Raw genomic sequence first — 25,223 nt, 5'->3', positions numbered from 1 at the left:
ACCGGAGGGATTGGCGAAGAGCACGCAATTCCTTATGTCGCCACAAAGGCAAATACTGTTGATCGTCTCGCGTCTTACTTCAATAGCGGCAACCGTAGCCTCTTCACGCCCGGAAATGCTCTAATCACTGTCGGCCCCCATATGGCAGGCGATGCGGGAGTCTATTTTCTCGCCACAGACGAAGGCAACCCATCGAACGGCATGATTGCCTACGCGGCTATTAACTACGCCACCGGCTGGCAGCCCGGCGATATCCGCCTCGCCACGCTCTGCGATGGCGCGGCGGGAGCGATTGCGGCCTCGGGTGAATTGCTGACTAACAACGAGTTTACCAGCGATCTTTCAGGCTGGACTGTCAGCACGCCGACCGATGCGGACGACTATGTAATCTGGTCAAGCGGCGCCGCCCGCCTAGTTTCGACCTCAGAGTTGGTCAATTTTTCTCAGACCATCACCACGGTCATTGGTCAGACTTACAATGTTGAAGTCGAGATTAGCGCAGCAGCGACGGGCGGTGTTCGCCTTCAAATCGGCGGGACTGTGGGCATCATTATCGCCTCGATGACGGCGGCAGGAACGTATTTTGCGTCATTCACCGCAGTAAGCACTTCTTCGTTAATTGCGATCCACCGGACTAACTCCGTTTCCGATATCAGCATTACGCGGGTGTCAGCAAAGCTGGCGGTCGTAGATCGGTCTTACCGAAACCAGGGCCTCAATGTCGTCGGCACGCTGATCCGCGCAGCGGTTAATACGGGGAACGACATTGCGGCATGGTCGGGATTGTCGTCCAGCAATTATCTAGAACAGCCGTATAACGCAAACTTGGACTTCGGAACCGGGGATTTTTCAATAGCTTTCTGGCACAAGGGAACCTCGTTTACGGTTGGTGGTGATCGTGCGGTTCCAGCCACCACCAATCCACGAATAAATGTCGGGGCAGCAGGGGGTTCCATCCCTCGCTTTGTCGTCAACGATGGGACCACGGGAAACCGTCTTGTTGACGCGACGACACCATTCAACAGCGGCGTGTGGAACCAGTGCGTTTGTATTAGGCGAGGTCAAACCCTCGAAATGTGGGTCAACGGCATCCGCGAGGGCGTGTCTACAGTAACAACGCTCGGGTCGTTGACTGCTGTTGGCGCGATTTTTCGCCTAGGAACCAACGTCAATGACGCATCCTCGGCTAGTGGGGCATTTGCTCTCTATCGCATTTCAGCCTACGCTCCCACCCCCGCGCAGATCGCCAAGATGTATGCCGACGAGCGCCCGCTGTTCGACGCTGGCGCGAAAGCATTCCTCGGCGGCACTTCCAATGGCGTCACGGCGCTTTCCTTCTCCGAGACAACTCGTCGCCTCGCAGTGGCGACGGGTGATGGCGTCTCGATCTTTTCCGGCCTGCGTCGCGTCGAATATCTCGATGCCGCGAACACTCCTCTAGCTATCGCCAATGACACCATGAGGGCGGTCAGCATGGAAGGCGGCGTCATGGCCGTCGCGACCACAAACAACGCAGGCGTGAGGCGTGACGCCATCACCGGCCTGGACCGGATGCCTGCCGGGCCGGTGGCCCTGAACACGCTACGGCGGATGCGTGCCGGGGGCACCACGACCGACGCCACTCCGCTCTCCCTCTCCCCGCGTGTCCACATCGGCCCTCGGGAGACGGTCATCATCGAGGCGCGGATCGTCGGGCGGGTCTATGGCGCGAGCGACACCGAACGCCTGAGCTACGTCCGTCGCGGCGTCTACTACCGCCAGGACGGCGGCAACGTGACCTTGCAGGGGTCGGTCCAGACCATCGGCACGGACACCGAAACCACGGCGGGCGCGGATGCGACGCTGGCAATCGACACCACGGCGCAGACTGTGACGCCGCAGGTCACGGGTGTGGCGGCCACGCGCATCGTCTGGTCTGCGGAAACGCGGGTTCAGCGCGTGTCCGAAGTTGCGCAATACGAGGAGATTGCATGATGCCCGCCGCAGACATGATCCCGGCCGCCTATGGCGAAGGCCGCTATCTGCGCCGCTGGTCGCTGATCGGCGGCCACCCGCGCTGCGTCCTGCCCCCGCTCGCGATGGCCGAGGCCAGCCCGACTGAGATCGCGGCAACGGAGGCCGAGAATGCCCGCCTGCACGGCCTGGCCAGCGCGGCCGAGGCCTATGAGGCGGCGGTTGCCCTGACCGCAGGGCGCGAGGCGCCGCCGGCCCTGCCTGACACCGAAGGCGGGACGCAGCCGAGCCCGTCGCTGGACGCCTGGAACGCAGCCCTGGCGACGATCGCTGCGGCGGACGAGGCGACCCTGGCGCTGGTCGCCCTGCGCGCCGGTGAGGCGTCGGGTGATCCGGTGACGGTAGCCCTGGTCGATCCGGACGGGATGGTGGTCAATGTCGTCGCGGTGGATGCCGGCTGGCAGCCTGCGGCGCCCCTGGTGGCGGTGCCTGCGGGGCCGGGCGCGCGGGCTGGCGGCGCCTATGCGGATGGCGTCTTTACCGCTCCGGCACCCGTGGCGACGCTCGATGACTACCGGGCGGCCATCGCCGCGCTGGTCGAGGCCACAGCTCACGCCCGCGACTACAGCTCCGCCGCCTCCTGCGCCGGCTACGCCGCCAGCACCGTTCCCGCCTGGGCGGCGGAGGCCGCGGCCTTCGTTGCCTGGCGGGATGCGGTCTATCTCGCGGCCTATGCCCGGCTTGCCGAGGTCCAGGCCGGGGCGCCACCACCTACGGTCGCGGACCTGATCGCGAGCCTGCCCGCCATTGACTGGCCCGCGTGATTGCCGCGCGGATGAGCGATGATCTATTCCAGGCCGTCCGCATCGCGGCGATTTCGGCCCTCCTCGGCGCCTTCGCGCGCGTGATGCTGGCCCTGCACAGCGGCGTGCGGTCCGCCGTGCTGCTCTGCATCGAGGCCGGCGTCGGCGCCACGCTGGGCGTCACCACGGCCGCCGTGGCGATCTACTGGCACCCGGAGCTTTATGAGGCGGGCCGGGGCCTGCTGGTGGTCGGCGGCGCGGCCGGGTTTTCGGGCGCATTGGGCACGCGGCTGATCGACATGCTGGTTGAGGCCGCACGCAAGCGCCTCGGCGGGACGTAACCCCGCGCCGCCCCGGGCCAGGGCGGCATCATCCATAGGAGATACCAATGGAGCAGTTGCAAGAGGCTGCGCTGGCGCTTGCCAGCGCGGTGGTGAGCGCGCTCGCGCTCTATGTCGCTGCATGGCTGCGCGACCGGGCCGCGCGGCTGCGGCTGGATTCCGCGCTGGGCCGTGCTGCCGGCCTGGTGCTGGCAGATCCCCGGGTGCAGGCGGCCGGCGCCGGCGCGCTGGATGCGGCAGCAGAGGTCGGCGCGTCCTACTTGCGTCGCACCCTGCCAGGCACCTTGGCGCAGCTCGGCGTGCCGCCTGGTCGGGTGGCGGAGATGGTGACGGGCGAGGCCGCGCGGGTGCTGGTGTCGGCGAGCGTGCCGGCGCTGCCGGCCGTTGTCCGCGACGTGGCCGGAGTCGGCCGGCAATGAACGGCTGGAGCCGTCTATATGGCTGGCTTACCTCCGGCTGGTCCGTGGCGCCCGCAGCGCCAGCCGTGGCCGCAGCTCCGGCGCCACCGCATCATTTGGTGGAGGCGCCCGTGGTGGCTCCACCCTTACCCACACCGGTGCCGGCGGAGGCGCGCGGCAAGAAGCTCCGGCCGGATGATATGCTGCGCGCGGCCGCTGCGCTGGGCGACAGCGTGGCGGCCGTCCAGGCGGTGCTGACGGTAGAGACCGGCGGCGCTGGCGGCTTCCTGCTCGATGGCCGGCCGCGCATCCTGTTCGAGGCGCATCTATTCAGCCGTGCGACCGGCCGGCGCTTCGATGCCTCCCACCCCCGCATCTCCGCTCAGCCCTGGGACCGGCGCCTCTATGCCGGAGGTGCGGGGGAGTGGCCGCGCCTGGATGCCGCCGCCGCCCTGGCCCGGCCGCAGGCGCTGTGCAGCGCATCCTGGGGGCTGGCGCAGATCCTCGGCAGCAACCACCGGGCGGCCGGCCACGCGACGGTGGAGGGCTATGTGGCGGCCGTCTCCGAAAGCGAGGGGCGGCAGCTGGATGCCCTGGTCGCATTCCTCCGCGCCGAAGGCCTGGACCGGCTGCTGCGCGCCCGCGACTGGGCCGGCTTCGCCCGGCGCTACAATGGGCCGGGCTATGCCGCCAACGCCTATGACCAGAAGCTGGCGGCGGCCTATGCGGATGCGGCGGGGGAGCCGCCGCCGGTGCGGCCGATCGCCACCATGCTGCGGATCGGCCATCGGGGGGAGGCAGTGCTGCGGGTGCAGCGCGCGCTCGGATGGGCCGGGTTCATGCTGACGCAGGATGGCGTGTTCGGCCGGGTCACGGAAATCGCGGTGCAGCAGTTCCAGGAGCGGATGCGGCTGGCGCCGGATGGCGTGGTGGGGCCGGCGACGGCGCGAGCGCTGGGGCTGTAGACGCAGCGTCAGTTCGCAAGGATTCCTTGAAAACTGAGGGCGGTCCGGCGCGCGGTGGCCTGCACCTATACGGCGCGCCTCCGCGGGGGCAGACGGCCATCCGGCCGCTGAGGCACCGGCTGGACGTTTTTCCGCACCGCAGCCTCACCCCCAGGAAATGCACCCAAACGCCATGGTGTCTTCAGGTAGAGCCAGACCACCATGCACAGCCAGGCATCTTCCATTGCAGAGTGCCTAGCTTCACGTTGCGGCAGGCCGATTTCGGATGCAATCGCATTCAGCGATGGGCGATATCTAAGGCGATGAGTGTTCGCCCACAGTCGCATCGTGCACTCAGCTTTTGTGCGCGGCAGCGCAATACCGGCGGCACTCAAATCGCGCAGAAGAAAAAGATAATCGAAATCAATATTGTGCGAGACGATAAGATCGGCGCCGCTGACGAACTCAGCGATGACCGCGGCTTGCTTCGAGAACGGCTCCTGATGCCGCAAAAACCAATCATCCATCCCATGTATCGCCTCCGCCTCCGGATGCGAGCGTATGCCGGGATCGAAAACGAAATTCATGACCTTCGTAGAAAGCCTTGATTGATCCGCGAGAGACCAATCGAGCATGATTGCAGCAAACGCCACTATACGATCATTTGGGCCAATCCCAGTGGTCTCAACATCAAAGAACAGTATTTGATCTGGGAGATGCTTAACCCAATCCGTCTGCGGCAAATCGCCCGAAGCTTGATCTTCGTCCATCGCGGCCGGCTCCCGTTTCAGGGAGCGGATGATCCGACCGAAGCGGGCCAGGAGGCAACGGGACCGAAACGTGATTCGCTCGGCGACGGCAAAAGAAATCGCGTTCGGTCGCTCGGCCACTCAGGATTTCGAGGGGGCGGCCTTCGCGGCAGCGAGGCCAAGCTCGATCAGGCGGCGAATGGCCTCGGCCCTGGACGCGATGCGGTTTGCGAAGCGGAAGTCATCCACCGCCGCAACCAGCGACTTTTGCATCGGCGTGATGATGCGTTCCGACAAAGGCTCATCCATGCCGATGGAATGCCAGCCGACGACATCGGCGTCAACGGCATATGTAGCGTTGACATATGCGGCATACACGACACACAAAGCAGCAGCCGGGAGCGGCGCTGGTAACGCCGCCACCCGGCCTAACCCCAGGCGCGGAGCGACCCATGCCCAAGGCTACGGCTGACCATACACCAACTGTGCGATCTGTGCTCACCCGCCGCGGTGCGCTGGTCGCATCACTGGCCGCCATGATGGTGGCGGCTCCGGGCGCGGCGATGATAGACCCGGATGCGGGGCTTGTCGCCCTGTGCACCGAACATGCCGCGTCCCTGGAACGCTTCAACGCGCTCGGCGGCAAGGACGACTTCGACGAATGCCCGCTTGCCGCCCGCTACTTCGCGGCGTGCGACGCCCTGGATGAGGCCAGCCCGACGACGATGAGTGGCGTTCTGGCGCTGGCCGGCGCCGCGCTGCGTGAGGCTTCCGCCGCCGGCGATCCGAATACGGGATGGGACGGATTTGCCGCGCAATGGGCCGGCCAAGCTGTCATGGCGCTGCTGCATGTGGTGCAGCCAGAGGTGGCGCTGATCGGCAGGGCCAAGCCGACCAGCGCGGCGTGAGATCACGCGGCCAGGGCGCGGATCACAGCCTCCGGCTCGGCCGCGATCACCTTCAGCAGCGTGCGCGCGGATGGGTCCGGCGTGCGGAGCCCCTGTTCCCAATCCCGCAAGGCGCCCACCCGCAGGCCGAACCTTTCCGCGAAGGCTTCCCGGGTGAGGCCCATCTTCTCCCGGATGGCGCGGATATCGGGCACATCCGGCGCCAGATGAACGCGCGTCGGCTCTGCCTCCCCCCGCACAATCGCGGCGGCCTCGGCCACGGCGGCTACAAGCTCATCGGCGACGTTGATCTTCGGCTTTCTGGCCATCAGCGCTTCTCCTTCATCGCGGCAACCAACTGCATCACGGCCTTCCGCTGTGCTGGGGTCAGGTCGGCCTGTTCGTTCTTCCCGTAGAGAAAGATGGCTAGGACCGGCCGGCCTTCGTTCAGCAGGTAGTAAATCACCCGGAACGCGCCGCTCTTGCCCCGGCCCGCCGGCGCCCAGCGCAGCTTCCGAACCCCGCCGAGCCCGACCATGACGTCGCCGGCCTCTGGGTTCATCGCCAGCGTCGCGATCAGCGCCGCCCGCTCCGCCTGTGACAGCAGCGCATCGGAGCGGCGGGTAAAGCTCGGAGTTTCGATGACGCTGTGCATGAGCAAGCGATACAGCATTGCGGTAGCACGCGCAACAGCATTGCTGTATCGGAAGGCGAGGCATCCATTCGATCGCCTCGGCGCCCGGTCGCGCTGCCGCAGCACCACAACTGACAAATCCCTGTTTCACCACCGCCTTCGGCGTGGTAGCCGGGTGGTAGCTTTGGATTTTTGGGGCCTCGGCCAAAGCGGCCAATCCCATGGCCATCGGTCACCTTATGTTCCCACACCCCTTGCTTCCTAATCTGGGGGCCGTGGGTTCGAATCCCGCCGGGGACACCAACAAATCAGTTATTCCGGTCCTGTTGAAGACGAGACAGAGCAGCTTCAGCGCCGCCTGAGAAGGAGTGGACCATGCCGTCGCGAGAGTGGGCCACCGCCTGACCGTGTCGTTCAACCGACCGGCCGCACACGGAATTCCCCACACTCCCGGGCGGCCGCCTGCCGGGCCGGGCCTCGCCCGCCTCTACGCCGCGAACCGCTCCTCCACCGCCGCGCAGAACCAGTGATACAGCGCCAGATGCACCTGCTGGATGGCCGGGGTGAAGGCGGAGGGCACCGCCAGCAGGTGGTCCGACACCGCGGCCAGCTTGCCGCCGCCCTGCCCGGTCATCCCGATGGTGGTCATCCCGATCCTGCGCGCGGCCTCGAAGCCCTGCACCACATTCTCCGAATTGCCCGAGGTCGAAAGCCCCAGCAGCACGCCGCCGGGCTCGCCATAGGCCTCGACCTGCCGGGCGAAGACGCTGGCGTAGCTGTAGTCATTGGCCCAGGCGGTCAGGAACGTCGCGTCGGCTGACAGGCAGATCGCCTTCAGCGCCCGGCGCTCCTTCAGGAAGCGGCCGACCAGTTCCCCCACGATATGCTGGGCATCGGCCGCCGACCCGCCATTGCCGCAAACCAGCAACGGCCGCCCCGCCGCCAGGGCGTTGACGGTGGCGGCCACCGCCGCGTCCATCACCTCGGCCATCTGCTGCGCGCGGGTGGCGGACAGCAGGGCCTCGGCCTCCGTCAGCCAGGCATCGAGCGTCATCATGAGGTTGGTCCCTTCGGCCAGCGCGCCATCGCGGCGGGCGAATAGAGCAATTCGGCGTCAGACGGAACCGGCCGGTGGAGCCGCAGGAGCCAGCGCGGGCGCCCGCTTAACCAGGCTTTCAGCGCCGCCCTGGTAGCCTCTCCCGGTTCAACCCCGGCCCAGGAGTGCCGCATGACGAATTCGGCGCTTCCCAACGCCTCCGCCGCCGTGACCGACAGCATCTTCACCTGGACCTTCCGCGCCACCAGCGGCGATAGCTGGGGAGGGCTGCTGGTCGAGGATTCCACCCGCTACGTCGTGGGCAGCACGCTCGGCACGGCGCATGGCAGCTACACGATTGTCGCCGCCGCGCCGCAGGGCACGGATCTCAGCGCCTTCGGCATGGATGAGGGGTGGATCTCCGTCGGCTGGTACCGGGACAGCACCGGGGTCTGGATGTTGACCCGGCTCGGCGAATCCACCGCGGCCGGCTTCGGCGGGCTGGGCAGCGAGGTGGATGCCGCCTGGACCGGCAGCGGCTGGGACAGCTTCGGCCGGGGCGGCGCCGACCAGGCCGATGTCGACAACCTGGCGGACAGCCTGTTCACCTGGTCTTTCACTGCCGATAGCGGGGACCTGGTGTTCGGCACCCTGCTGGGGAAAGGCTCGCAATGGGCGCCCGGCGACACGCTTCGCACCGCGCATGGCGTCTACCAGATCCTGACCAAGGCGCCCCTGGGCCAGGACCAGGCGCAGGTCGGGGTTGCCGGCACCGTCCACACCACCCGCTACTACGATGGCGCCGCGCGCGCCGATTTCGTGCTGGAAAGCGGCGGTGCGGGGCCGACCGGCTATGGCGGGCTGGGCAGCGAGCTGGACCGCGCCTGGACCGGCAGCGCCTGGGTCCTGGTCGGCCAGGGCGGGGCGCTGCAGGCGGACCGAATACCGGATGTGGTGCTGGGCTGGACCTTCGCGGCCCGGAACGGCGACACCTACAGCGGGCTCCTGATCGGGCACAGCACGGCCTGGGACGTTGGCGACCAGCTGGCCATGCCGCGCGGCACCTACACCATCACCTCCGAAACCGCGCTGGCCGGCCAGCTCCATGCGGATGCCACGGTCTGGACCACCGGGGGCTACTTCGACCACAGCGCGTCGCGGCTGCTGCCCAGCTATTCGAGCCAGGTGCTGAACGGAGCGCCGAGCGGCTATGCCGGCCTCGGTTCCGAATACGACTATGCCTGGAACGGCCGGGTCTGGGATGATTTCGGCCGGGCCGGCACCGTGCTCGCCTCCGTCGAACCCAGCGCCATCTTTCGCTGGCGGTTCGACGCCCGCAACGGCGATTACTACACGGGCCGGGTGGTCCAAAGCCTGGATACCTACGATGCGGGCGACATCATCACCACGCCGTATGGCGCCTACACCATCGAGGCGGAGGATCCCTGGTCCGGCCCGCAATCCTTCGGCACGGTCTGGACCTATAGCTACTTCGACGCCTCGGCCAACGAAGTGATGCCGACCTATTACTGGACCACGCTCGGCGGCGCGCCGAGTGGCGGCAATGGGCTGGGCAGCGAGTATGACTATGCCTGGGATGGCCGCGCCTTTTCCGAGTTCGGCCTCGGCGGTGCCAAACTGGCCAATGAAATCCTCAGCCACGATTTCACCTGGCGCTTCGACGGCGACAAGGCACCTCCTGGCTTCGGGCCGAAGGCGCTCGTCTATAACAACTTCGGCGCCGGCGACAGCGCAGGTGGCTGGTCAAGCGACGACCGCTTTCCCCGCCACCTTGCCGACGTGAACGGCGATGGCCGTGCCGATATCGTGGGGTTCGGCCATGCAGGCGTTTTCGTGGCCCTGGGCGACGGCTCCGGCGGCTTCGGGCCGATGGCGCTCGTCTATACTAACTTCGGCGCCGGCGACAGCGCAGGTGGCTGGTCGAGCGACAACCGCTTTCCCCGACAGCTTGCCGACGTGAACGGCGATGGCCGCGCCGACCTTGTGGGGTTTGGCCATGCAGGCGTGTACGTGGCCCTGGCCAACGGCTCCGGCGGCTTCGGGTCGATCGCGCTGCGCTATGACAACTTCGGCGCCAGCGACAACGCAGGCGGCTGGTCGAACGCCGACCGTTTCCCCCGCCAGCTTGCAGACCTGAACGGCGACAGCCGTGCCGATATTGCTGGCTTCGGCGATGCAGGCATGTACGTGGTGTTGGCCAACGATCTCTGGACTTAAATCGTGAGGGATCTGGCAGGGCTCGCGTGAAATCTGATTGGCGGAAGGCCGAGGCACGTCCGCCACAAGTCAGTAGGTCGCGGACAGGGTCCGGCACCCTCCACTAGCCGCCCTTGGGAAGCGCTCTTGTAGCTTTGGCAGCTCAGGTGATCTGCCGCTTCAATTTCGCAATTCGCGTTTCAGACAAGCGGTAGTCCACGCCGGTGATCGATTCGCGCCGGCGCTCGGCGTCGTCGATGGCAAGCGTATTGGATTTGCCGCCATGAAGATAAATGTAGTCGCCGATGAACACGTTCTGTCGAAGAGAATCCCAATCGCTCCCTTCGGCCGAAAAAATCTGCAGCGTGAGGTAGTAATCCTCCATAAACTTCATGTCGCTAAAATACTCGATGGTGCTGGCGTCAATTTTCCTCATGTCCAGCATGAAGCTGTGAATCGGCGCATGGTTCGTAATTAAAAAATCCTGGTAGTTTCTACCGTGCGTGAAGACAGCATCGCGCTGGAGAACTAGGCCCCGCTCATGATCTAGCTTGGTCGAATAGACGCGTGCAAATGTAGCATTCTTTTGCGTTTCCCGCAGGCGCCGTAGCAGCGTGCCGTAGGCATGGGGAAACATGATGTCGTCATAGTCGAGGAACGCAACGTAGTCCGGGCCGGCGACGCGCAGCATCTCATTCAGCATCTCTGAACGCAGGTCGGGCGCGTCGGCATTTGAGTGGAAGGCGCGAAAAACCGGTTGGCAATCTGCCGCCCAGGGCAGAGCCTCTACCGCACGACGTAAATCGGCCAATTCGGAGTCCTGCATGTCCTGGACACCGATGCAGGCCCGCACGTTGCATCCCTCCTGAGACAGGAGCGACAGCAACGCATTCATGAGTAGGGCTCTCTCTGCATGCGCGTGGTAGCGGATGACCGTGGAAACGCGGTCTGCCACAGCTACGATGTTGGTGCCCAGCTTGAAGCAAGGTGCCTGGGCGCAGATCTTGTAGCCGATCGGCCCAGGAGGCTGCAGCACCATTCCCGTGCGCGCGCTGTAGGGAATATGTCCATTCTGCCAATTAGAATCGTGCAAAAAGGTGGCGTCATTTCGTGGACTTGCGCAAATGGCATTGCCTGGGTGCCGCAGCGCCATTTGAAGCATCCGTTCCAGCGTCAGTGCGGGAAAGAGATAGAGGTCGGAGAAGGTGAGGGTGAAATGAGGCTCCGTAAGGCCGTCGAGCTCGCAGTTGAGCCCAAGCGCGCGCAGCTCGGTCGCGAGCAAACTATCCCGCAGCAGCAGTCGGCAGCGCCCAAGTATTGCGGACGAGGCGAGGCAGTGAATAAATCGACGACGCGCTTCAGGCGCTGCTTTAAGCCGTTCCGCCGCAGCTGTGTCGATTTGCAGGCGAAGAACGGTGTCTCCCCGCACCTGCACATAGTCAAGCAAATCGAACCGATGGCCGCTGATAGCGCGACCGATTGCGTTCAGATAGGCATAGCCAAATCGCAAATCAGGTTCGAGATGCGCACCCTCCGCCCATTCGTTCCACGCATTGACGATAACGAACCGCCGGTCGGGCGGCAAATTCTGTTCCGCATCATGGATCAGATGTTCAACCCAACGCTGCATAGCCTCCGGCGTAAAGTTATGTAGCAATATCGCGTCGGATGCGTAACGGGCGGCGTTATCCCAAACGGGCACGAGGGAGCGGAACATCGTAAAGTCGCGCACAGGCGTCTTCTGCATATAGTGCTCGGCGACCTCGCGGTAGTCCAGCACGCCGCCATTCAGGGGCCAGTAGGGCCGCAAGGCCCCGCGAATATCGCGGGCGTGCGGGCCGAGCCAATCGTGCAGGACGCGTTCAGCCCCGGCGTCCATCCCATGAGCCTGCGGTGATGTGGCACCGCGGGTAAGTACCGCAACGACGTAGGGTGCGGGCAGGCCTGCAGCTTCGCACTCACTGCGCCAGAGGCCGATGTAGTCGTACTTTGCCTCGATCGAGGAAGGCCGGTACACGAAAAGAACCGGCCGACCTTCGACCTTGATGTAGCGCTCGTCACGGAAGAAGGGGATCAGATATCGAATGAATTCAATGGCGTCCTCTTGCGAGTAGGTCTGCTTCAACAGAATCTCGCGTTCGTTACCATCCCAGCGCCGCGTCCAGTTTTCATTAGCCCAGCAGAAACAGAAGGGCATCTGTACGTCTGGACTCGCCAGCAGCATCTGCGCCGGTTTCTCGAGAATTAGCCTGCCTGTGAACCAGTAATGATAGAATATCATACCATGCACACCAGCTTGACGCATCATTTCCGCCTGCTTGCGCAGCTGGTCGGGAGCGTCCAGATGGTAGTAGCCGACATCGGGGTGCGGCACGTGCTGTTGGTAGTGACCTTGGAAGAGCGGATAGGCGCCCCGAACCTTATGCCACTCCGTAAAGCCCTCCCCATGCCACGCACTATTTTCGGGCGTCGCATGAAACTGAGGAAGGTAGTAGGCGAGCACCTTCACAGTGTCGTGGACCAAGCTTGCCGAGAAATCGTGCCTGGCCTCCACCCAATCAACGGGCTCCCGGCTAAGGGCCGGCGTCTCTATGCGGTAGTTCCGCCCGGGCTCAGCTTGCGCCAGCAACAGAAGCAGCCGCTCCAGCGTATGGGCCAACGTTCCGTCGGGCGGAATTGGCTCATCCGGAAAATCTTCATAACTCAGCGGTAATTGTAAAAATGGGCGAAGGCTCCGGGATGTCGCCCAGAACATCATGCCTTGCGGAAATTCCGTGTAAGGATAATCCTGCGCTTTACCAAGTCCATGCTTCTCAAGAAAACGTTCCAGGACGGGCACATTGGCGCTCCAGCCCGTCACGTCCCAAACTCGAAGTTGATTACCCGCCGGATAAACGGTTTTTGCATCACGCGCGAACAAATCAAGGATCTGAGCCACAATGGACTCGGAACCACAGAGTGCATCCATGATATTTTCATACCAGGCTGCAAGGCCAGAGTTGTGTGGGCTTTTCTTGGTGTGGAAGTGCGCGACGATATCATATTCCAGAAGGCGCTGGCCAAACTGCACTATTAACGGCGCAATGTCCCGTCCGCGATTGGGCACTTGCTCAAGATGGATCATGGAGGCAAATGGTAGCGCATCAGCTAAACGCTGCCGCGTGCCCGCCACCTCGCGTCCTACCGGGACCGAAACGTAAAGGTCGAATTCAACGGGAATGTTTTTTAAATAACCGATGCTTTGCTCCACCATGTCTTCATAATAAAGGTGGAGATGTACCGCAATTCGCAGGGAAGGAATCGGAGGATTCTGGCGTCGGTTCGGGTCGAGGTAATAGGGAACAACACGCAAAACCTCGGCCATCCAGCTCTCGCGGCAAGATGGCGTGACAGTTCCCGGCAGTGAAGGAGCTGAGATCGCTGAAGGATAGTCATTCGCCACTGGGGCTGCGTGAGTTTCCCACGCAAGATACGCTGATCTGCGTAGTCCGAGGCTGCGGCTTTCGCGGAAAATCGTTAACCCAAGGCTTGGCTCTCGCAACACAGCGAGGCATAGATCGAGCGCCTTGCGATTGCGGGAGCGTGGTAGCGGCCATCGCATCTCCACGCTCGCGCCGGTTACTATCGCTCGCCCCTCATGCCTTCCGAACATGACATAGTGGACCAGTGGATTTGTTCCACGGGCAAGGACATCCTCGTGACGTTTGAGGTAGCCGCGGGTCGAGAAGAGTGGGGAGGGATCCCGCCCCTCCCGCCAACCGTACTCCAGATAATGATCAACAGGGTCGATTCCGGCAGCCGCTACGTCTGGATGCGCCGCCAGATAGTAATCTCGGTCGAACAGCCCACTTCGGGCTACCTTTAGTCGTATTTTGTGATGCGATCGGTTTAGGGTCCGCCAAGAAAGCCGCGCCGTTCGTATTGCTGTCCTTGCGGCGTCGCGCAGGGCCGGGGCGCGGGTGACCAGGTTTCTTAGCGGCTGAGTGGCACGCCATGTGGAGCTGGAACGAATTGCCTCCACTGCCTCCGCAGCAATTGCGGCCTCGGCCCTTACCCTCAAGATCTCTCGGGCGGCCAGATCGGCCGCCTCGCGCGCCTCCGCAGCGCTGTGGCGCGCTGCATCCAGTTCCTGTCCAATTTCCTCCACTCGCAAGGCGGCGGCCCGGCGCTCCCGCACAGCTTCCTCCTGTGCTTCGGTTCGGCGCCTTACCTCGTCCTGGGCAGCAGCAAGCTCCTCGGCCTGTCGCTTCGCCTCTTCACGGGCAGTGGTGAGTGCTTCAACCGCCTCCTGCACCTTGGCAGCCGCACCTGGCGCCAACACAGTCCGCTCATAGGTAAGCTCGCCTTCGGCTGACCAACGGCGCCCGAGGATTGAGAAGATCGCTTCCAGCGAATTGATCCGGGCCGGTTCGCGAATAGCGCACAGCGTCCGCACGGCCATGGGCGTCTCCGCCCCGACAGCGATAAGCCCAAGCCCGTGGCTGTGAAGGAAGCCGAAGGTAGGATAACGGTCCCTCAACTCTGCCCAAAGGCGCCATACGCCAAAATCTGCAGACCGTTCGTTGGTGTCGTGCAGCAGTACAATTCCACGTGACGAAAGCTTCGGCAGCCATACCTGCAAGTCATGCTGAACAGCTTCGTAGGTATGCAGACCATCGATGTGCAGCAGATCGACGCTGCCATCAGCTACACTTGGCGCTGCCTCGTCAAAGGTGCACCGGAGGAGTTCGGAGAACGCGCCATATCGTGCGTCGTGCCAAGCCTTTAACTCCTGATAGACCTCATCGCCGTAGTGCCCGGCCTGGTGGTCGCCAAGCCAAGTGTCCACGGCGACGCAGCGACAGTCGAGCCCTTCAGCAAGCACTGAGGAGCAGAAGGCGGCATAGGACACTCCGTTGTGGGTGCCGAGCTCGACCACCTTTCGTGGGCGCGCGACATGCATAAGCCACTGCGCAAATGGGACATGCCCCCACCAAGCGCTGATTGCCCCCAGTCGCTCTGCCTCTCGAAAGATGGCGGGCGATGAGCCAGGCGCGATGCGCTCAAGCTCCTTCAGGCCATCATGGGCCGGAACCAGCTGGTCTGGGGACGCATCATCTGTCGCATAGCGCATCGGAATGAGTTTGTGTCCGGTTGCATGAGAGCACGGTCATACCAGCCGGCTGCTCCTACTGCCATAGGGCCCGCCGCCTGCCCTTTACGACCTGAGATAAAGCGCTCATATGCCGCGCATGTCGGACGCGTCGATCTCTCCAGTCTCGCCAATCAGTATCCTGCGGTTAACTGTACGATACCGCACACTTATCTTGCGCCTTGCGAGACGAGAGGTTGAGGCGCGCTACAGGGGGTCTTTGCTCGGTATCTTCTGGAGCGTCCTAACACCGCTATTGATGGTGGCTGCTTACTCATTTGTCTTCTCAGTAATATTTCAACCTCGCTGGCAGGTGCCACCGGGAGCGAACGCGAACTTTGTTTTGCTGCTGTACTCAGGGCTGTTGGTATTTAACCTTTTCGCGGAATGTGTGGCCCGGGCCCCGGGATTGGTCATGGAAAACATTAGCTATGTGAAGAAGGTCGTCTTTCCACTGGAGATCTTACCACTCGTGGCAATGGTGTCGGCGCTGGTAAATTTTTCAATCGGTTTCTGCGTAATGATGGTCATATATACCATTATGCTGGGCTTGCCGCCCTTAACTATCTTTTTGCTGCCGGTCGTGGTCCTGCCCGTGATCCTGTTCACCCTGGGATTTACCTGGATGCTTGCTGCGCTGGGCGTGTTCCTGCGTGACCTCCGGCACGTCGTCGCTGTTCTTGTCACAGTCCTTCTCTTCCTCGGCCCGATCTTTTATCCTGTGGCCGCCGTGCCAGAAAAGATCCGTTTCGTGCTTTATTTAAACCCTCTCACCCCGGCCCTAGAAATGTCGAAGGATGTGTTGTTCTGGGGCTTGCTGCCCGACTTCTGGTTTCTCGCCGCCACCATTCTTGCCTCATGGGCCCTGGCATGGCTAGGTTACCTCTGTTTCGCACGCCTGAGGCCGGGATTTGCTGATGTCGTCTGACCTCTCGATTGTCGCTCGCGACTGCGGCAAGGCGTACCGAATTTATCGCAAGCCGCAGGATTGGCTGAAGCAGGTCTTCGCCCGCGGAGGCCATAAATACTACTCTGAATACTGGGCTCTCCGTGACATAAATTTCGAAATCCGTCGCGGCGAGACAATGGGAATCCTTGGGCGCAACGGCGCTGGCAAGTCAACATTACTTCAGATTATTGCAGGTACGCTTCGGCCGACCACTGGCTCGGTCGAAGTGAAGGGTCGTGTCGCTGCCTTGCTGGAGCTCGGCGCCGGCTTCAATCCTGAATTTACCGGACGGGAAAACGTATTTCTCGCCGCCTCAATTCTCGGGCTTTCTGGCGAGCAGATTGCTCAGCGCTTCGAATCGATAGCAGAATTCGCCGGCATCGGTGACTTTATTGACCAGCCGGTCAAACTTTATTCCAGCGGCATGTTCGCGCGTCTTGCTTTCGCAGTTGTTGCTCATGTGGATGCAGACGTACTGATCGTCGACGAAATCCTGGCTGTAGGTGATGCGGCCTTCACGCAAAAATGCATGCGTTTTATCCGCCAGTTTAAGGAGCGTGGAACTCTACTGCTCGTCTCGCATGACACTGCGTCCATCACCAATCTGTGCGACCGGGCAATTTGGATTGATCGGGGAATGATTCGAGAGGCCGGGCCCGCAAAGGAGGTCTCTTATTCTTATCTGGCATCCCTTTTTGCCGAGGGTGATGAAGCGGCTGGTTTCCGCATCGGCGGAGCCAGAGAGGATGGGGCGCGGCAAGGACGCCGCATTGAAGATCCCCGACGTGCCTTGCTCGATGCATCGACCCACCGCAACGAAATCGAGGTTTTCGATTTTGATCCGAACGGACCTTGGTTCGGAAAGCGCGGCGCCACGATCCAGGGAGCGCGCCTCCTCGACACGGAAGGCAGGCCGCTGGTCCAGGTTACCGGCGGGGAAGATGTCGTACTGGAAATAGTAGCCCAGGCACATACGCAGCTTGATCGGCCGATCCTTGGCTTCTACGTGAAGGACAGGCTCGGCCAGAACATATTTGGTGATAATACCTTCCTTACATACCGTGATACCGCGGTTAGGACTTTGCCGCACCAACGGCTGGTAGCACGCTTCCAGTTCCAGTTGCCCTTCCTACCAAGCGGCGATTTCGCCGTTGTTGTGGCGATTGCTGACGGAACACAGGCCGATCACGTTCAACACCACTGGATGGATGATGCATTCTTTTTCCGGGTCCAATCCTCCCACGTCGTAAAGGGGCTTGTCGGAATACCAATGCTCGATATCAGCTTGGCCGTTAACGGCGCAGCAGCCGACGATGAGCAAGCCAGCTGAGGAGCGCCGGGAGGCGGCCGACCAATCCTTTGCCCCCAAGCGCGGCGCCCTGCTCACCCTCGGCGGCAGTCCGCTTAAACTCGCCGAGCATGTCGCCCAGAAGTTAATGATCGCCACAGCCGGCCGTCTCTTTGTCCACGCGGCCACGCAACGACTTCGCCGGAGCCTGGCGGGCCGCTTGGGTCCGGTCACCTGGCCAAATCTGCGCATCGCCCTGGTGGTGCATGCGTATTATCCTGAGCTTCTTTCCGAGGTGATTGCGTGCAGAGACGTGCTACCGGCAGGCACAAAGCTGCTTGTCACCGTTCCTGCGGATCGGGAATACGCGGCTGCAGCGCAACTCGGCGGGGTGCCGGACGCATCTCTGTATCCGGTTGAGAATCGCGGACGTGACATCGCCCCGTTTATGACCCTTTTAAACAGTGGCGCTTTCGAGCCTTTCGACGCCGTTCTGAAATTGCATACCAAACGCAGCCCGCAGCTCCGCGATGGGGATACGCGGCGGCGTCTGCTATTTACGCTTCTCGCCGGCGAGCCACACCACACCGCCCGGATACTGTCGGCCTTTATGGATCCTCAAGTCGCCCTTGTTGGCTGGCGCGCGGCATTCCGTACTGCGCGACCATACTGGATGGGGAACGAATCACGTGTCGCGACGCTGGCACAGGCCATGAATGCTGGCGACGCTGCTAGGTTGGGCTTCTTTGAGGGCTCGATGTTCTGGTTTCGCCCGGCTGCCCTCGATAGGCTTCGGCGCCTCGACCTAACTCCCGTGGATTTCGAGGCCGAGGCAGGTCAACTGGACGGTACACTGCACCACGCCCTGGAGCGGCTCTTTACGGTTGCGGCTTGGTCTGACGGCTACACGGTTCGTGCGCTAGACGGAAGTCTGTTGAGCGGCGGCGAGTTCCCCCGGGAGCGGGCCAAGTCGTCCGACCCAGCCGTCCCGTAGGCCGAGCCAGAGGTACCGACGAGTGACACGCGAGAAGCCGCGCGCCGCCAGCAGCAACGCTGCTTGGGCAGCGAGAGTCAGTGCAGCTGATATTTTCCAGCGCAGTGGCGGGTGCGGCAGGCGAATGCAGTCCAGCGAGTTACGAAAATGGAAGTAGGTCCGGGTATCCGAGTGGCGCAGAATCTGCGGCTTCCAGGATTTGCCGTCGGCGGCTGGGCTTCCCCAGCGGTGCGGCATGGTAACGTCGCGGGCGACGAGGCATTTCCATCCCATTGCCCAGGCGCGGAAGCACCATTCGACGTCGATTGCGCCGACGAAGTAATCGTCCCGAAAAGGGCCTATCGAGCGCCAGGCTTTGACTAGCATGAGCGAGCCGGAGGTCGGCACGAAGCTCGCCGTGCCCTCTTGCGCGTCCCGCCACTCGTAGCGGATCGCGCGGTATGCGCCCTCGGCCGGCACAAGAAGCGGCCCGATCACGGCAACGGCCGCCCCCCTGTCGGTATGGGCCGCGTGACGTACGGCAAGATCCTCGAAAAGGCTTGGAGCTGGTGAGCTGTCCTGATCGAAAAGAACAACGTAAGCAAATCCCTCCTCAGCCGCCGCCTCCATCGCCCAATTTAGCCCTGCACCAAGCCCGACATTTTGTGGCGATCTCAGGCAACGAACATTTGTCACGCGATCGACAAGGCGGGCGACCTCTGACTCGGACAGGTCGTTCAGAAATAAAAAAATACGCCTGCCATCCTGAGCGATGGTATCGAGCAGGGCTATAAGAACATCAAGATCGGGCTGAAAGACTACTATTGCCGCCGCAATGTCGTGGGCGCTGGCCCGGCTGGTTTTCTGCAAACTTGTTTTCAAGGTATGAGTTTTTCAGCTTAAGGGTTGGATTTTTCTCAGTTTAAGCTGCTGTGTGGGAAGTGTCTATGTGATATGCGAATGCCCGCAGTAGTTTTTCCTCGAGTGCGTCGGTGCATCTTGCGGGTGTCCTGTTGTAGACCCTCGAGGGGAATGGTTTCATCTAAGTCGACGATCCCCAAGCAGGCCCGGACCTGTGAGTCCGGGCCCATAGGTAAGTGACCTGTGTGGACGGCCCCTTCGACGCATGGGCTGAGTGGAGAATTGGCGCCGCGGTCGGGTGCAGTCATGTGTCCGGCCTGTTGATGCGGCGCATGACCGCTGCCCTAAGTAATTCGCGGCGTGGCTCCCAATCAGTTTTGGCGCGCTCGGGGCGCCAGTCACTCAACAGGTCCTGCCAGGCCTCGGCTTTGACCCGTGTGCCATCACGCCACCTTTGCCCTCGCACCCCGCCGGTCGCGGCGTCTCCGGCGGGAAGCTCTTGCGATCCCAAGGCCACGCCAGGATCGCCGCCTCGATCTCCTCCGCCTGTCGCTCGATCGCTTCAATCTCTTCAGCGAGCCCGAGCAGTACCTCCTTCGCAAGCGATGGCAGGCCCGTCGCGTCGTTCCCGACGCCATCCCAACCGCCTCACGCTTCCCCTTCGCCCGCGCCTCGGTCGTCATGCGGCTTGAGCGGCGTCACCAGATACAGCGTCACCACCGTGAACAGGCAGACGGTGACCGCCACATGGTAGCTGCCGAGCGCGACCGCCGCACCGATGGCGCCCGTCGCCCATATGCTGGCGGCCGTCGCCGTGCCGTGAATCTCGCTGCCACCCTTCATGATCGCGCCGGCGCCAATGAAGCCGATACCGGTGATCACACCCGCGACAACCCGGGCCGTGGCCTCCGGATTGTCGTCCATCATCCCCTCGGAGATCTGGACAAAGCCGCAACTGGCGATCGCGACCAGCGGGAAGGTTCGCAGACCGGCGCCCTGGCTTTCCTTCTCTCGGTTCCAGCCAATGACGATGGCGAGCAGATAGGCCATTCCAAGATCGCGGATATTGCGTCCGTAGACCGGCAGAAGATCGTACACGCCCTCCGGCAACCAGTCTTGCATCGGGTTTGCCATCCTTCCAAGCTGCCATGCCGAAGCCGCGTCACGGCAGAACAACCACACGGCGCCAGCCGGGTTGCCGAAGGAGGAAGCGGCCGATGCGCGTTGTCCTGATCACCGGCGCGGCCCGCGGCATCGGCCTGGCCACGGCGCGGCGCTTCCTGGCGGAAGGCTGGCGCGTGGCCCTGCTGGATATCGAGGCCACGCTGCTGCAGGCCGCGATGGCAGATGTGGCGCAGCCGGAAGCGACGCTGGCGCTGAACTGCGACGTGGCCGATGCGCCCGCGCTGGTTGCGGCCATCCACCGCACGCATGCCCATTTCGGCCGGCTGGATGCGCTGGTGAACAATGCCGGAACGGCCGTGTTCAAGCCGATGCTGGAGACGACGCCGGAAGAATGGGCGCGGGTGCTGGCGGTGAACCTGACGGGGCCGTTCCTCGCCGTGCAGGCGGCAGCGCCGCTGATGGCGGAAGGCGGTGGCGGGGCGGTGGTGAACATCACCTCCATCTCCGGCCTGCGCGCCTCCACGCTCCGGGTCGCCTATGGCACCAGCAAGGCTGCGCTGGCGCATCTCACCAAGCAGCAGGCGGTGGAACTGGCGGGGCTTGGCATCCGCGTGAATGCGGTGGCGCCCGGGCCGGTGGATACCGCCATGGCGAAGGCGGTGCACACGCCGGAAATCCGCCGCGACTACCACGACACCATCCCGCTCAACCGCTACGGGCTGGAGAGCGAGCTGGCGGAGACCATCCTGTTCCTGTGCAGCGATCGCGCCAGCTACCTGACCGGCCAGGTCATCGCCGTGGATGGCGGCTTCGAGGCCACCGGAATCGGCCTGCCGACCCTTCGGGCGGACCGTCGGAACCTGTAGCGGGCGGGAGCCGCGAAGCACCCCCTCACCCAGCCCTCTGTCCGCGAAGCGGGGGCGGCGGCTTCAAGTCAATCCACCACCGCCTGGTAGCTCAGCACCCGCAATTCCCGCCGCAGCGGCCAGGTAGAGGACGGCATGAGCTGGGTCAGCAGGATCACCGCCATATCCTCCGCCGGGTCCACCCAGAAGGCGGTGCTGGCCGCGCCGCCCCAGGCGCATTCCCCGGGCGTGCCGAGGATCTGCGCCCGCGCCGGGTCGAGCGTGACGGAGAAGCCGAGGCCGAAGCCGATGCCCTCCGCCGTGCTTTCGGACCAGCGCGGCTGGCCCATCGCCGCCATGTCGCCGCGCAGATGGTTCGCCATCATCAGCTCCACCGTCTTGCGGCCGAGGTAGCGCGTGCCATCCAGCGCGCCCTTGTTCAGCAGCATGCGGCAGAAGCGCAGATAATCCGCCGCGGTGGAGACCAGCCCGCCGCCGCCCGAATGCACTTTTCTCCGAGTCAGGTAGCGGCTGGTCGCCGGGTCATCGATCAGCTTCAGGCTGCGGTCGGCGCCGAGTGCGTAGTTCGCCGCGAAGCGTGCGCCCTGCCCGTCCCGCACATGGAAATCCGTATCCACCATGCCGAGCGGGTCGATCAGCCGCTGCTTCAGAAACTCCGGGAAGGGCTGGCCGGAAATCACGGCCACCAGATGGCCGAGCACGTCGGTCGAGACCGAATAGTTCCACGCCGTGCCCGGCTCCGCGATCAGCGGCAGCTTCGCCAGCGCCTCCACCACCTCGCCCAAAGATGTCTCGGCGCCACCGAAATCGATGCCCTGGTCGCGGTACATCGCATCCACCGCGGTGGCCTGCATGAAGCCGTAGGTGAGGCCGGAGGTATGCGTCAGCAAATCCCGGAAGGTGATGCCGCGCATCGCCGGCACCGTATCCACCTTGCCGCGCGCACCACCGGTGCAGACGCGCTGGTTGGCGAAGGCGGGCAGGAAGCGGCTGATCGGGTCGTCGAGCTGAAACCGCCCTTCCTCATACAGCATCATGATGGCGACGCTGGTGAGCGGCTTGGTCATGGAATAGATGCGGTGGATGGTCTCCGGCGTCATCGCCACGCCGCGCGCCAGATCCGCCAGGCCGCTGCTGGCGCAATGCGCCACCTGGCCGCGGCGCATCACCAGCGTGGTGGCGCCCGCGACCTTGCCATCCGCCACCAGCCCATCCCGCCACGCATCGATGCGCGCGAGCCTGGTGGTGGACAGGCCGACATCCTCCGGCCGTGCGATGCTGATGCTGTCCATGCTGCCCTGCTCCGATGCGTGGCCTTCTGGATAGCCCATTCTCCCCTGGCCTGCCGAGCCGGCTTGCGGCGCCGGTCGCGCGCCACCTATGCTCAATGCCGAGGAAACCCCGGGAAGCAGGGACAGTTCATGCCGACGGTGCGCCAGGCAACGCTGGATCTGCTGCGGTCGCTCGGCATCACCACCATCTTCGGCAATCCCGGCTCCACCGAGATGCCCTTCCTCGACCGTTTCCCGGGTGATTTCCGCTACGTGCTGGGGCTGCAGGAATCCTGCGTGGTGGGGATGGCGGATGGCTTTGCCCGCGCCAGCGGCCAGGCGGCCTTCGTCAACCTGCATTCCGCCGCCGGCGTCGGCCATGCGCTGGGCAACATCTTCACCGCACAGCGCAACCAGGCGCCGCTGGTGATCACCGCCGGCCAGCAGGTGCGTGCGCTGCTGCCGAACCAGCCCTTCCTGGGCGCAACGGAAGCGGCGAACTTTCCGAAACCCTATGTGAAGTTCAGCATCGAGCCGGCGCGGGCCGAAGATGTGCCCGCCGCCATTGCCCAGGCGTTCCGCATCGCGCAGCGCCGTCCCTGCGGGCCGTGCTTCGTCTCGATCCCGGCCGATGACTGGGCCCGGCTCTGCGAGGCGCCCATGCCGCGCATCCTGTCCGCCGATGTGGCGCCCGACCCCGCACTGATCGTCCAGGCCGCGCAGGCGCTGGCCGCGTCCCGAAAGCCGGTGCTGGTGGCAGGGCCGGAGGTAGACCAGGAGGGTATGGGCGAGGCTTTCGTGGCGCTGGCGGAGGCGATCGGCGCACCGGTGCTGACCAGCCCCTTCGCCAGCCGCATCGCCTTCCCCGAGGATCATCCGCTGTTCGCCGGCTTCCTCGCCGCCGCACCGCAGGCCGTCTCCGACGCGCTGGCGCCCTTCGATTGCGTGCTGGTGGTGGGCGCGCCGGTCTTCACCTTCCATGTGGCGGGCGAGGCCGCGATCTTCCGCGGCGGCGTGCCGATCTTCCACCTGACGGCAGATGGCGAGACCGCCGCCAGCGCCCCCGCCGGCACCAGCATCCTGGGCAGCCTGCGCTTTGCCATCCCGGCGCTGCACGCCGCGCTGCCGGAGATGCACCGCACGCCGCCCGCGCCGCGCATCGCCGCCCCGCCACCCCTGCCCGCCGATCCGATTCCCGCCGCGTGGCTACTGCACCGCCTGCAGCTGGCAATTCCCGAAAATGCGATCCTGGTGGAGGAGGCGCCGTCGCATCGTCCCGCCATGCAGGCGCAGATGCCGCGCACGCGCTGGGGCAGTTTCTTCACCATGGCGAGCGGCGGGCTTGGCTACAGCCTGCCGGCCGCGATCGGCGTGGCGCTGGCGAAGCCGGACCAGCGCGTAGTCTGCCTGATCGGCGACGGGTCCATGATGTATTCGCCGCAGGCGCTGTGGACCGCGGTGCAGCACGGGCTGAAGGTCACGACGGTGGTCATCAACAATGGCGGCTACGGCGCCATGCGCTCCATCGGCCAGGCGATGCAGGTGCGCGACATTCCCGGCATCGACCTGCCCGGCCTCGATTTCGTGCGCATCGCGGAGGGCATGGGCTGCCCGGCCATCCGCGTCACCCACCCCGATGCGCTGGATTCCGCGCTGCGCGAAGCCTGCCATGCGGAAGGACCGATGCTGGTGGAGGTCGTCGTCGATGCGGCGATCCCCACGCTGTACCACAAGGCCTAGGGGTTTACTTGCGGTGACCTGCGGGTCGGCCCCGCAGTCGCAAGCCGCCTCACAACGGGCCGGGAACGCCAGGGAGAGATCACGCCCATGCCCATCACCCGCCGCGCCACCCTCGCCGCCGCCACGCTGCTCGCCACGCCGGCCCTTGGCCAAGGCTGGCCCAGCCGCCCCGTCCGCATCGTCGTGCCCTTCCCGCCCGGCGGGCTGGTGGACACGCTGGCGCGCGCCCTGTCGCCGCGCCTGAGCGAGCGTTTCGGCCAGCCCTTCGTGGTGGAGAACCGGGCCGGTGCCGGCGGCAATATCGGTGCGGATGCGGTCGCGAAATCGGCGCCGGATGGCCACACGCTGCTGGCCAGCTCGCTCGGGCCGGTGGCGGTGAACCAGTACATCTACCGGACCATGCCCTTCGACACGCAGACCGCCTTCGCCCCCATCGTGCTGCTGATCAGTACGCCCAAGGTGCTCTGCGTCGGGCCGCAGCGGCCGTGGCGGGATGTGGCGTCGCTCGTCGCCGCGGCGAAGGCGGCGCCCGGCACGCTGACCGGCGGGTCCGCCGGGCCCGGCACCAGCCTGCATCTGGCGCTGGAGCTGTTCAAGCAGACCACCGGCACCGATATCCAGCACATCCCCTATCGCGGCGCGGCGGCAGCCATCACGGATCTCGTCGGCGGGCAGATCGACCTGATCATCGACAACCTGCCGAACATCCTGGGCCAGATTACCGGCGGCCAGGTTCGCCCCCTGGCGGCCGCCACCGCCGCGCGGCTGGCCCAGTTGCCGGATCTGCCGACCATGGCGGAGCAGGGCATCGACTTCACCTTCGGCACCGCCTTCGGCCTGGTGGCCCCGGCGGGCACGGATGATGCCATCGTGCAGCGCCTGGCCGCGGCGGTGAGCGAGGCGCTGCGGGAGCCTGCCATCGGCGGCAGGCTGGCGCAGCAGGGCGCCATCCTGGGCGGCGGCAGCCCCGCCGATTTCGCCGCGCTGATCGCGCGGGAGAAGGCGGTGCTGGCGCCGGTGATCCGCGCGGCGAATATCCGCGCGGAGTAGCCTTGCC

General features: G+C 64.3%; 22 protein-coding genes. 13 read left to right on the top strand and 9 right to left on the bottom strand.

The features are described 5' to 3' along the window. The 5 genes from Q8S40_RS01495 to Q8S40_RS01475 form a co-directional block, all read left to right on the top strand. On the top strand, positions 1–1,974 hold a 1,974-nt coding region (locus Q8S40_RS01495), incomplete at its 5' end, for a LamG domain-containing protein (RefSeq protein WP_305669020.1). Further along, positions 1,971–2,777, top strand: coding sequence for a hypothetical protein (locus Q8S40_RS01490; RefSeq protein ID WP_305669019.1), 807 nt, complete (start codon positions 1,971–1,973; stop codon positions 2,775–2,777). The genes Q8S40_RS01495 and Q8S40_RS01490, both read left to right, overlap by 4 nt. A gap of 11 nt (positions 2,778–2,788) precedes the next feature. Continuing rightward, positions 2,789–3,097, top strand: coding sequence for a hypothetical protein (locus Q8S40_RS01485; RefSeq protein ID WP_305669018.1), 309 nt, complete (start codon positions 2,789–2,791; stop codon positions 3,095–3,097). A gap of 47 nt (positions 3,098–3,144) precedes the next feature. After that, positions 3,145–3,516 (top strand): hypothetical protein, encoded by a 372-nt coding sequence (locus tag Q8S40_RS01480; RefSeq protein WP_305669017.1) that lies wholly within the window; start codon positions 3,145–3,147, stop codon positions 3,514–3,516. A 113-nt stretch (positions 3,517–3,629) separates the two neighbouring features. Continuing rightward, entirely contained in the window at positions 3,630–4,460 is an 831-nt protein-coding gene (locus Q8S40_RS01475) for an N-acetylmuramidase domain-containing protein (protein ID WP_305669016.1), read from the top strand. A gap of 65 nt (positions 4,461–4,525) precedes the next feature. On the opposite strand, the gene Q8S40_RS01470 is transcribed toward Q8S40_RS01475, so the two are convergent. Both Q8S40_RS01470 and Q8S40_RS01465 read right to left on the bottom strand, forming a co-directional pair. Next, entirely contained in the window at positions 4,526–5,209 is a 684-nt protein-coding gene (locus tag Q8S40_RS01470) for a 3'-5' exonuclease (protein ID WP_305669015.1), read from the bottom strand. Between the two features lie 120 nt (positions 5,210–5,329). Beyond that, a complete protein-coding gene (locus Q8S40_RS01465) occupies positions 5,330–5,497 on the bottom strand; it encodes a hypothetical protein (protein ID WP_305669014.1) in 168 nt (55 codons plus the stop codon). 176 nt (positions 5,498–5,673) lie between these two features. On the opposite strand from Q8S40_RS01465, the gene Q8S40_RS01460 reads away from it, so the two are divergent. Continuing rightward, on the top strand, positions 5,674–6,096 hold the full coding sequence (locus Q8S40_RS01460; RefSeq protein WP_305669013.1) for a hypothetical protein: 423 nt from the start codon (positions 5,674–5,676) through the stop codon (positions 6,094–6,096). A 2-nt stretch (positions 6,097–6,098) separates the two neighbouring features. Here Q8S40_RS01460 and Q8S40_RS01455 read toward each other — a convergent pair whose 3' ends face one another. From Q8S40_RS01455 to Q8S40_RS01445, 3 genes are all read right to left on the bottom strand, one after another. Then, on the bottom strand, positions 6,099–6,404 hold the full coding sequence (locus Q8S40_RS01455; RefSeq protein ID WP_305669012.1) for a DNA-binding transcriptional regulator: 306 nt from the start codon (positions 6,402–6,404) through the stop codon (positions 6,099–6,101). Next, complete coding sequence (locus Q8S40_RS01450; RefSeq protein WP_305669011.1) at positions 6,404–6,730, bottom strand: type II toxin-antitoxin system RelE/ParE family toxin; 327 nt, start codon at positions 6,728–6,730, stop codon at positions 6,404–6,406. The genes Q8S40_RS01455 and Q8S40_RS01450 overlap by 1 nt, the downstream gene beginning before the upstream one ends. A 466-nt stretch (positions 6,731–7,196) precedes the next feature. Then, positions 7,197–7,766 carry an SIS domain-containing protein gene (locus Q8S40_RS01445; RefSeq protein ID WP_305669010.1) on the bottom strand — a complete coding sequence of 190 codons (570 nt, stop codon included), beginning with the start codon at positions 7,764–7,766 and terminating at the stop codon, positions 7,197–7,199. A 171-nt stretch (positions 7,767–7,937) separates the two neighbouring features. Here Q8S40_RS01445 and Q8S40_RS01440 point away from each other — a divergent pair, with 171 nt between their 5' ends. Then, positions 7,938–9,983: a VCBS repeat-containing protein gene (locus Q8S40_RS01440; RefSeq protein ID WP_305669009.1), complete on the top strand. Its 2,046-nt coding sequence runs from the start codon at positions 7,938–7,940 to the stop codon at positions 9,981–9,983. A 142-nt stretch (positions 9,984–10,125) separates the two neighbouring features. On the opposite strand, the gene Q8S40_RS01435 is transcribed toward Q8S40_RS01440, so the two are convergent. Continuing rightward, complete coding sequence (locus Q8S40_RS01435; RefSeq protein WP_305669008.1) at positions 10,126–15,075, bottom strand: glycoside hydrolase family 99-like domain-containing protein; 4,950 nt, start codon at positions 15,073–15,075, stop codon at positions 10,126–10,128. A gap of 109 nt (positions 15,076–15,184) precedes the next feature. Between Q8S40_RS01435 and Q8S40_RS01430 the strand changes: the two genes are divergently transcribed. The 3 genes from Q8S40_RS01430 to Q8S40_RS01420 are packed head-to-tail and all read left to right on the top strand — an operon-like array spanning position 15,185 to position 18,324. Continuing rightward, positions 15,185–16,021, top strand: a complete 837-nt coding sequence (locus Q8S40_RS01430) for an ABC transporter permease (protein WP_371136786.1) — start codon at positions 15,185–15,187, stop codon at positions 16,019–16,021. Beyond that, complete coding sequence (locus Q8S40_RS01425; protein ID WP_305669006.1) at positions 16,011–17,372, top strand: ABC transporter ATP-binding protein; 1,362 nt, start codon at positions 16,011–16,013, stop codon at positions 17,370–17,372. The genes Q8S40_RS01430 and Q8S40_RS01425 overlap by 11 nt, the downstream gene beginning before the upstream one ends. Then, on the top strand, positions 17,356–18,324 hold the full coding sequence (locus Q8S40_RS01420) for a rhamnan synthesis F family protein (RefSeq protein WP_305669005.1): 969 nt from the start codon (positions 17,356–17,358) through the stop codon (positions 18,322–18,324). Before Q8S40_RS01425 ends, Q8S40_RS01420 begins: the two co-directional genes overlap by 17 nt. Here the strand turns inward: Q8S40_RS01420 and Q8S40_RS01415 are convergent. Both Q8S40_RS01415 and Q8S40_RS01410 read right to left on the bottom strand, forming a co-directional pair. After that, a complete protein-coding gene (locus Q8S40_RS01415) occupies positions 18,250–19,185 on the bottom strand; it encodes a glycosyltransferase (RefSeq protein WP_305669004.1) in 936 nt (311 codons plus the stop codon). The two genes, Q8S40_RS01420 and Q8S40_RS01415, sit on opposite strands and share 75 nt — an antisense overlap. Before the next feature lie 627 nt (positions 19,186–19,812). Next, the gene (locus Q8S40_RS01410; RefSeq protein ID WP_304810135.1) at positions 19,813–20,298 is read right to left on the bottom strand and encodes an MgtC/SapB family protein; all 486 of its coding nucleotides are present in this window, start codon (positions 20,296–20,298) and stop codon (positions 19,813–19,815) included. An 83-nt stretch (positions 20,299–20,381) separates the two neighbouring features. Here Q8S40_RS01410 and Q8S40_RS01405 point away from each other — a divergent pair, with 83 nt between their 5' ends. Continuing rightward, complete coding sequence (locus Q8S40_RS01405) at positions 20,382–21,155, top strand: SDR family NAD(P)-dependent oxidoreductase (protein WP_305669003.1); 774 nt, start codon at positions 20,382–20,384, stop codon at positions 21,153–21,155. A gap of 68 nt (positions 21,156–21,223) precedes the next feature. Here the strand turns inward: Q8S40_RS01405 and Q8S40_RS01400 are convergent, their stop codons facing one another. Continuing rightward, positions 21,224–22,447: a serine hydrolase gene (locus tag Q8S40_RS01400; protein ID WP_305669002.1), complete on the bottom strand. Its 1,224-nt coding sequence runs from the start codon at positions 22,445–22,447 to the stop codon at positions 21,224–21,226. Positions 22,448–22,576: 129 nt separating this feature from the next. Between Q8S40_RS01400 and mdlC the strand changes: the two genes are divergently transcribed. Both mdlC and Q8S40_RS01390 read left to right on the top strand, forming a co-directional pair. Beyond that, positions 22,577–24,166 carry a benzoylformate decarboxylase gene (gene mdlC, locus Q8S40_RS01395; protein WP_305669001.1) on the top strand — a complete coding sequence of 530 codons (1,590 nt, stop codon included), beginning with the start codon at positions 22,577–22,579 and terminating at the stop codon, positions 24,164–24,166. Between the two features lie 87 nt (positions 24,167–24,253). After that, a complete protein-coding gene (locus Q8S40_RS01390; protein WP_305669000.1) occupies positions 24,254–25,216 on the top strand; it encodes a tripartite tricarboxylate transporter substrate binding protein in 963 nt (320 codons plus the stop codon). Positions 25,217–25,223: the final 7 nt, after the last annotated feature.

The organism is Falsiroseomonas sp. (assembly GCF_030695085.1).
Lineage (GTDB): Bacteria > Pseudomonadota > Alphaproteobacteria > Acetobacterales > Acetobacteraceae > Falsiroseomonas.
This window is presented reverse-complemented; position numbering and strand designations above follow the sequence as displayed.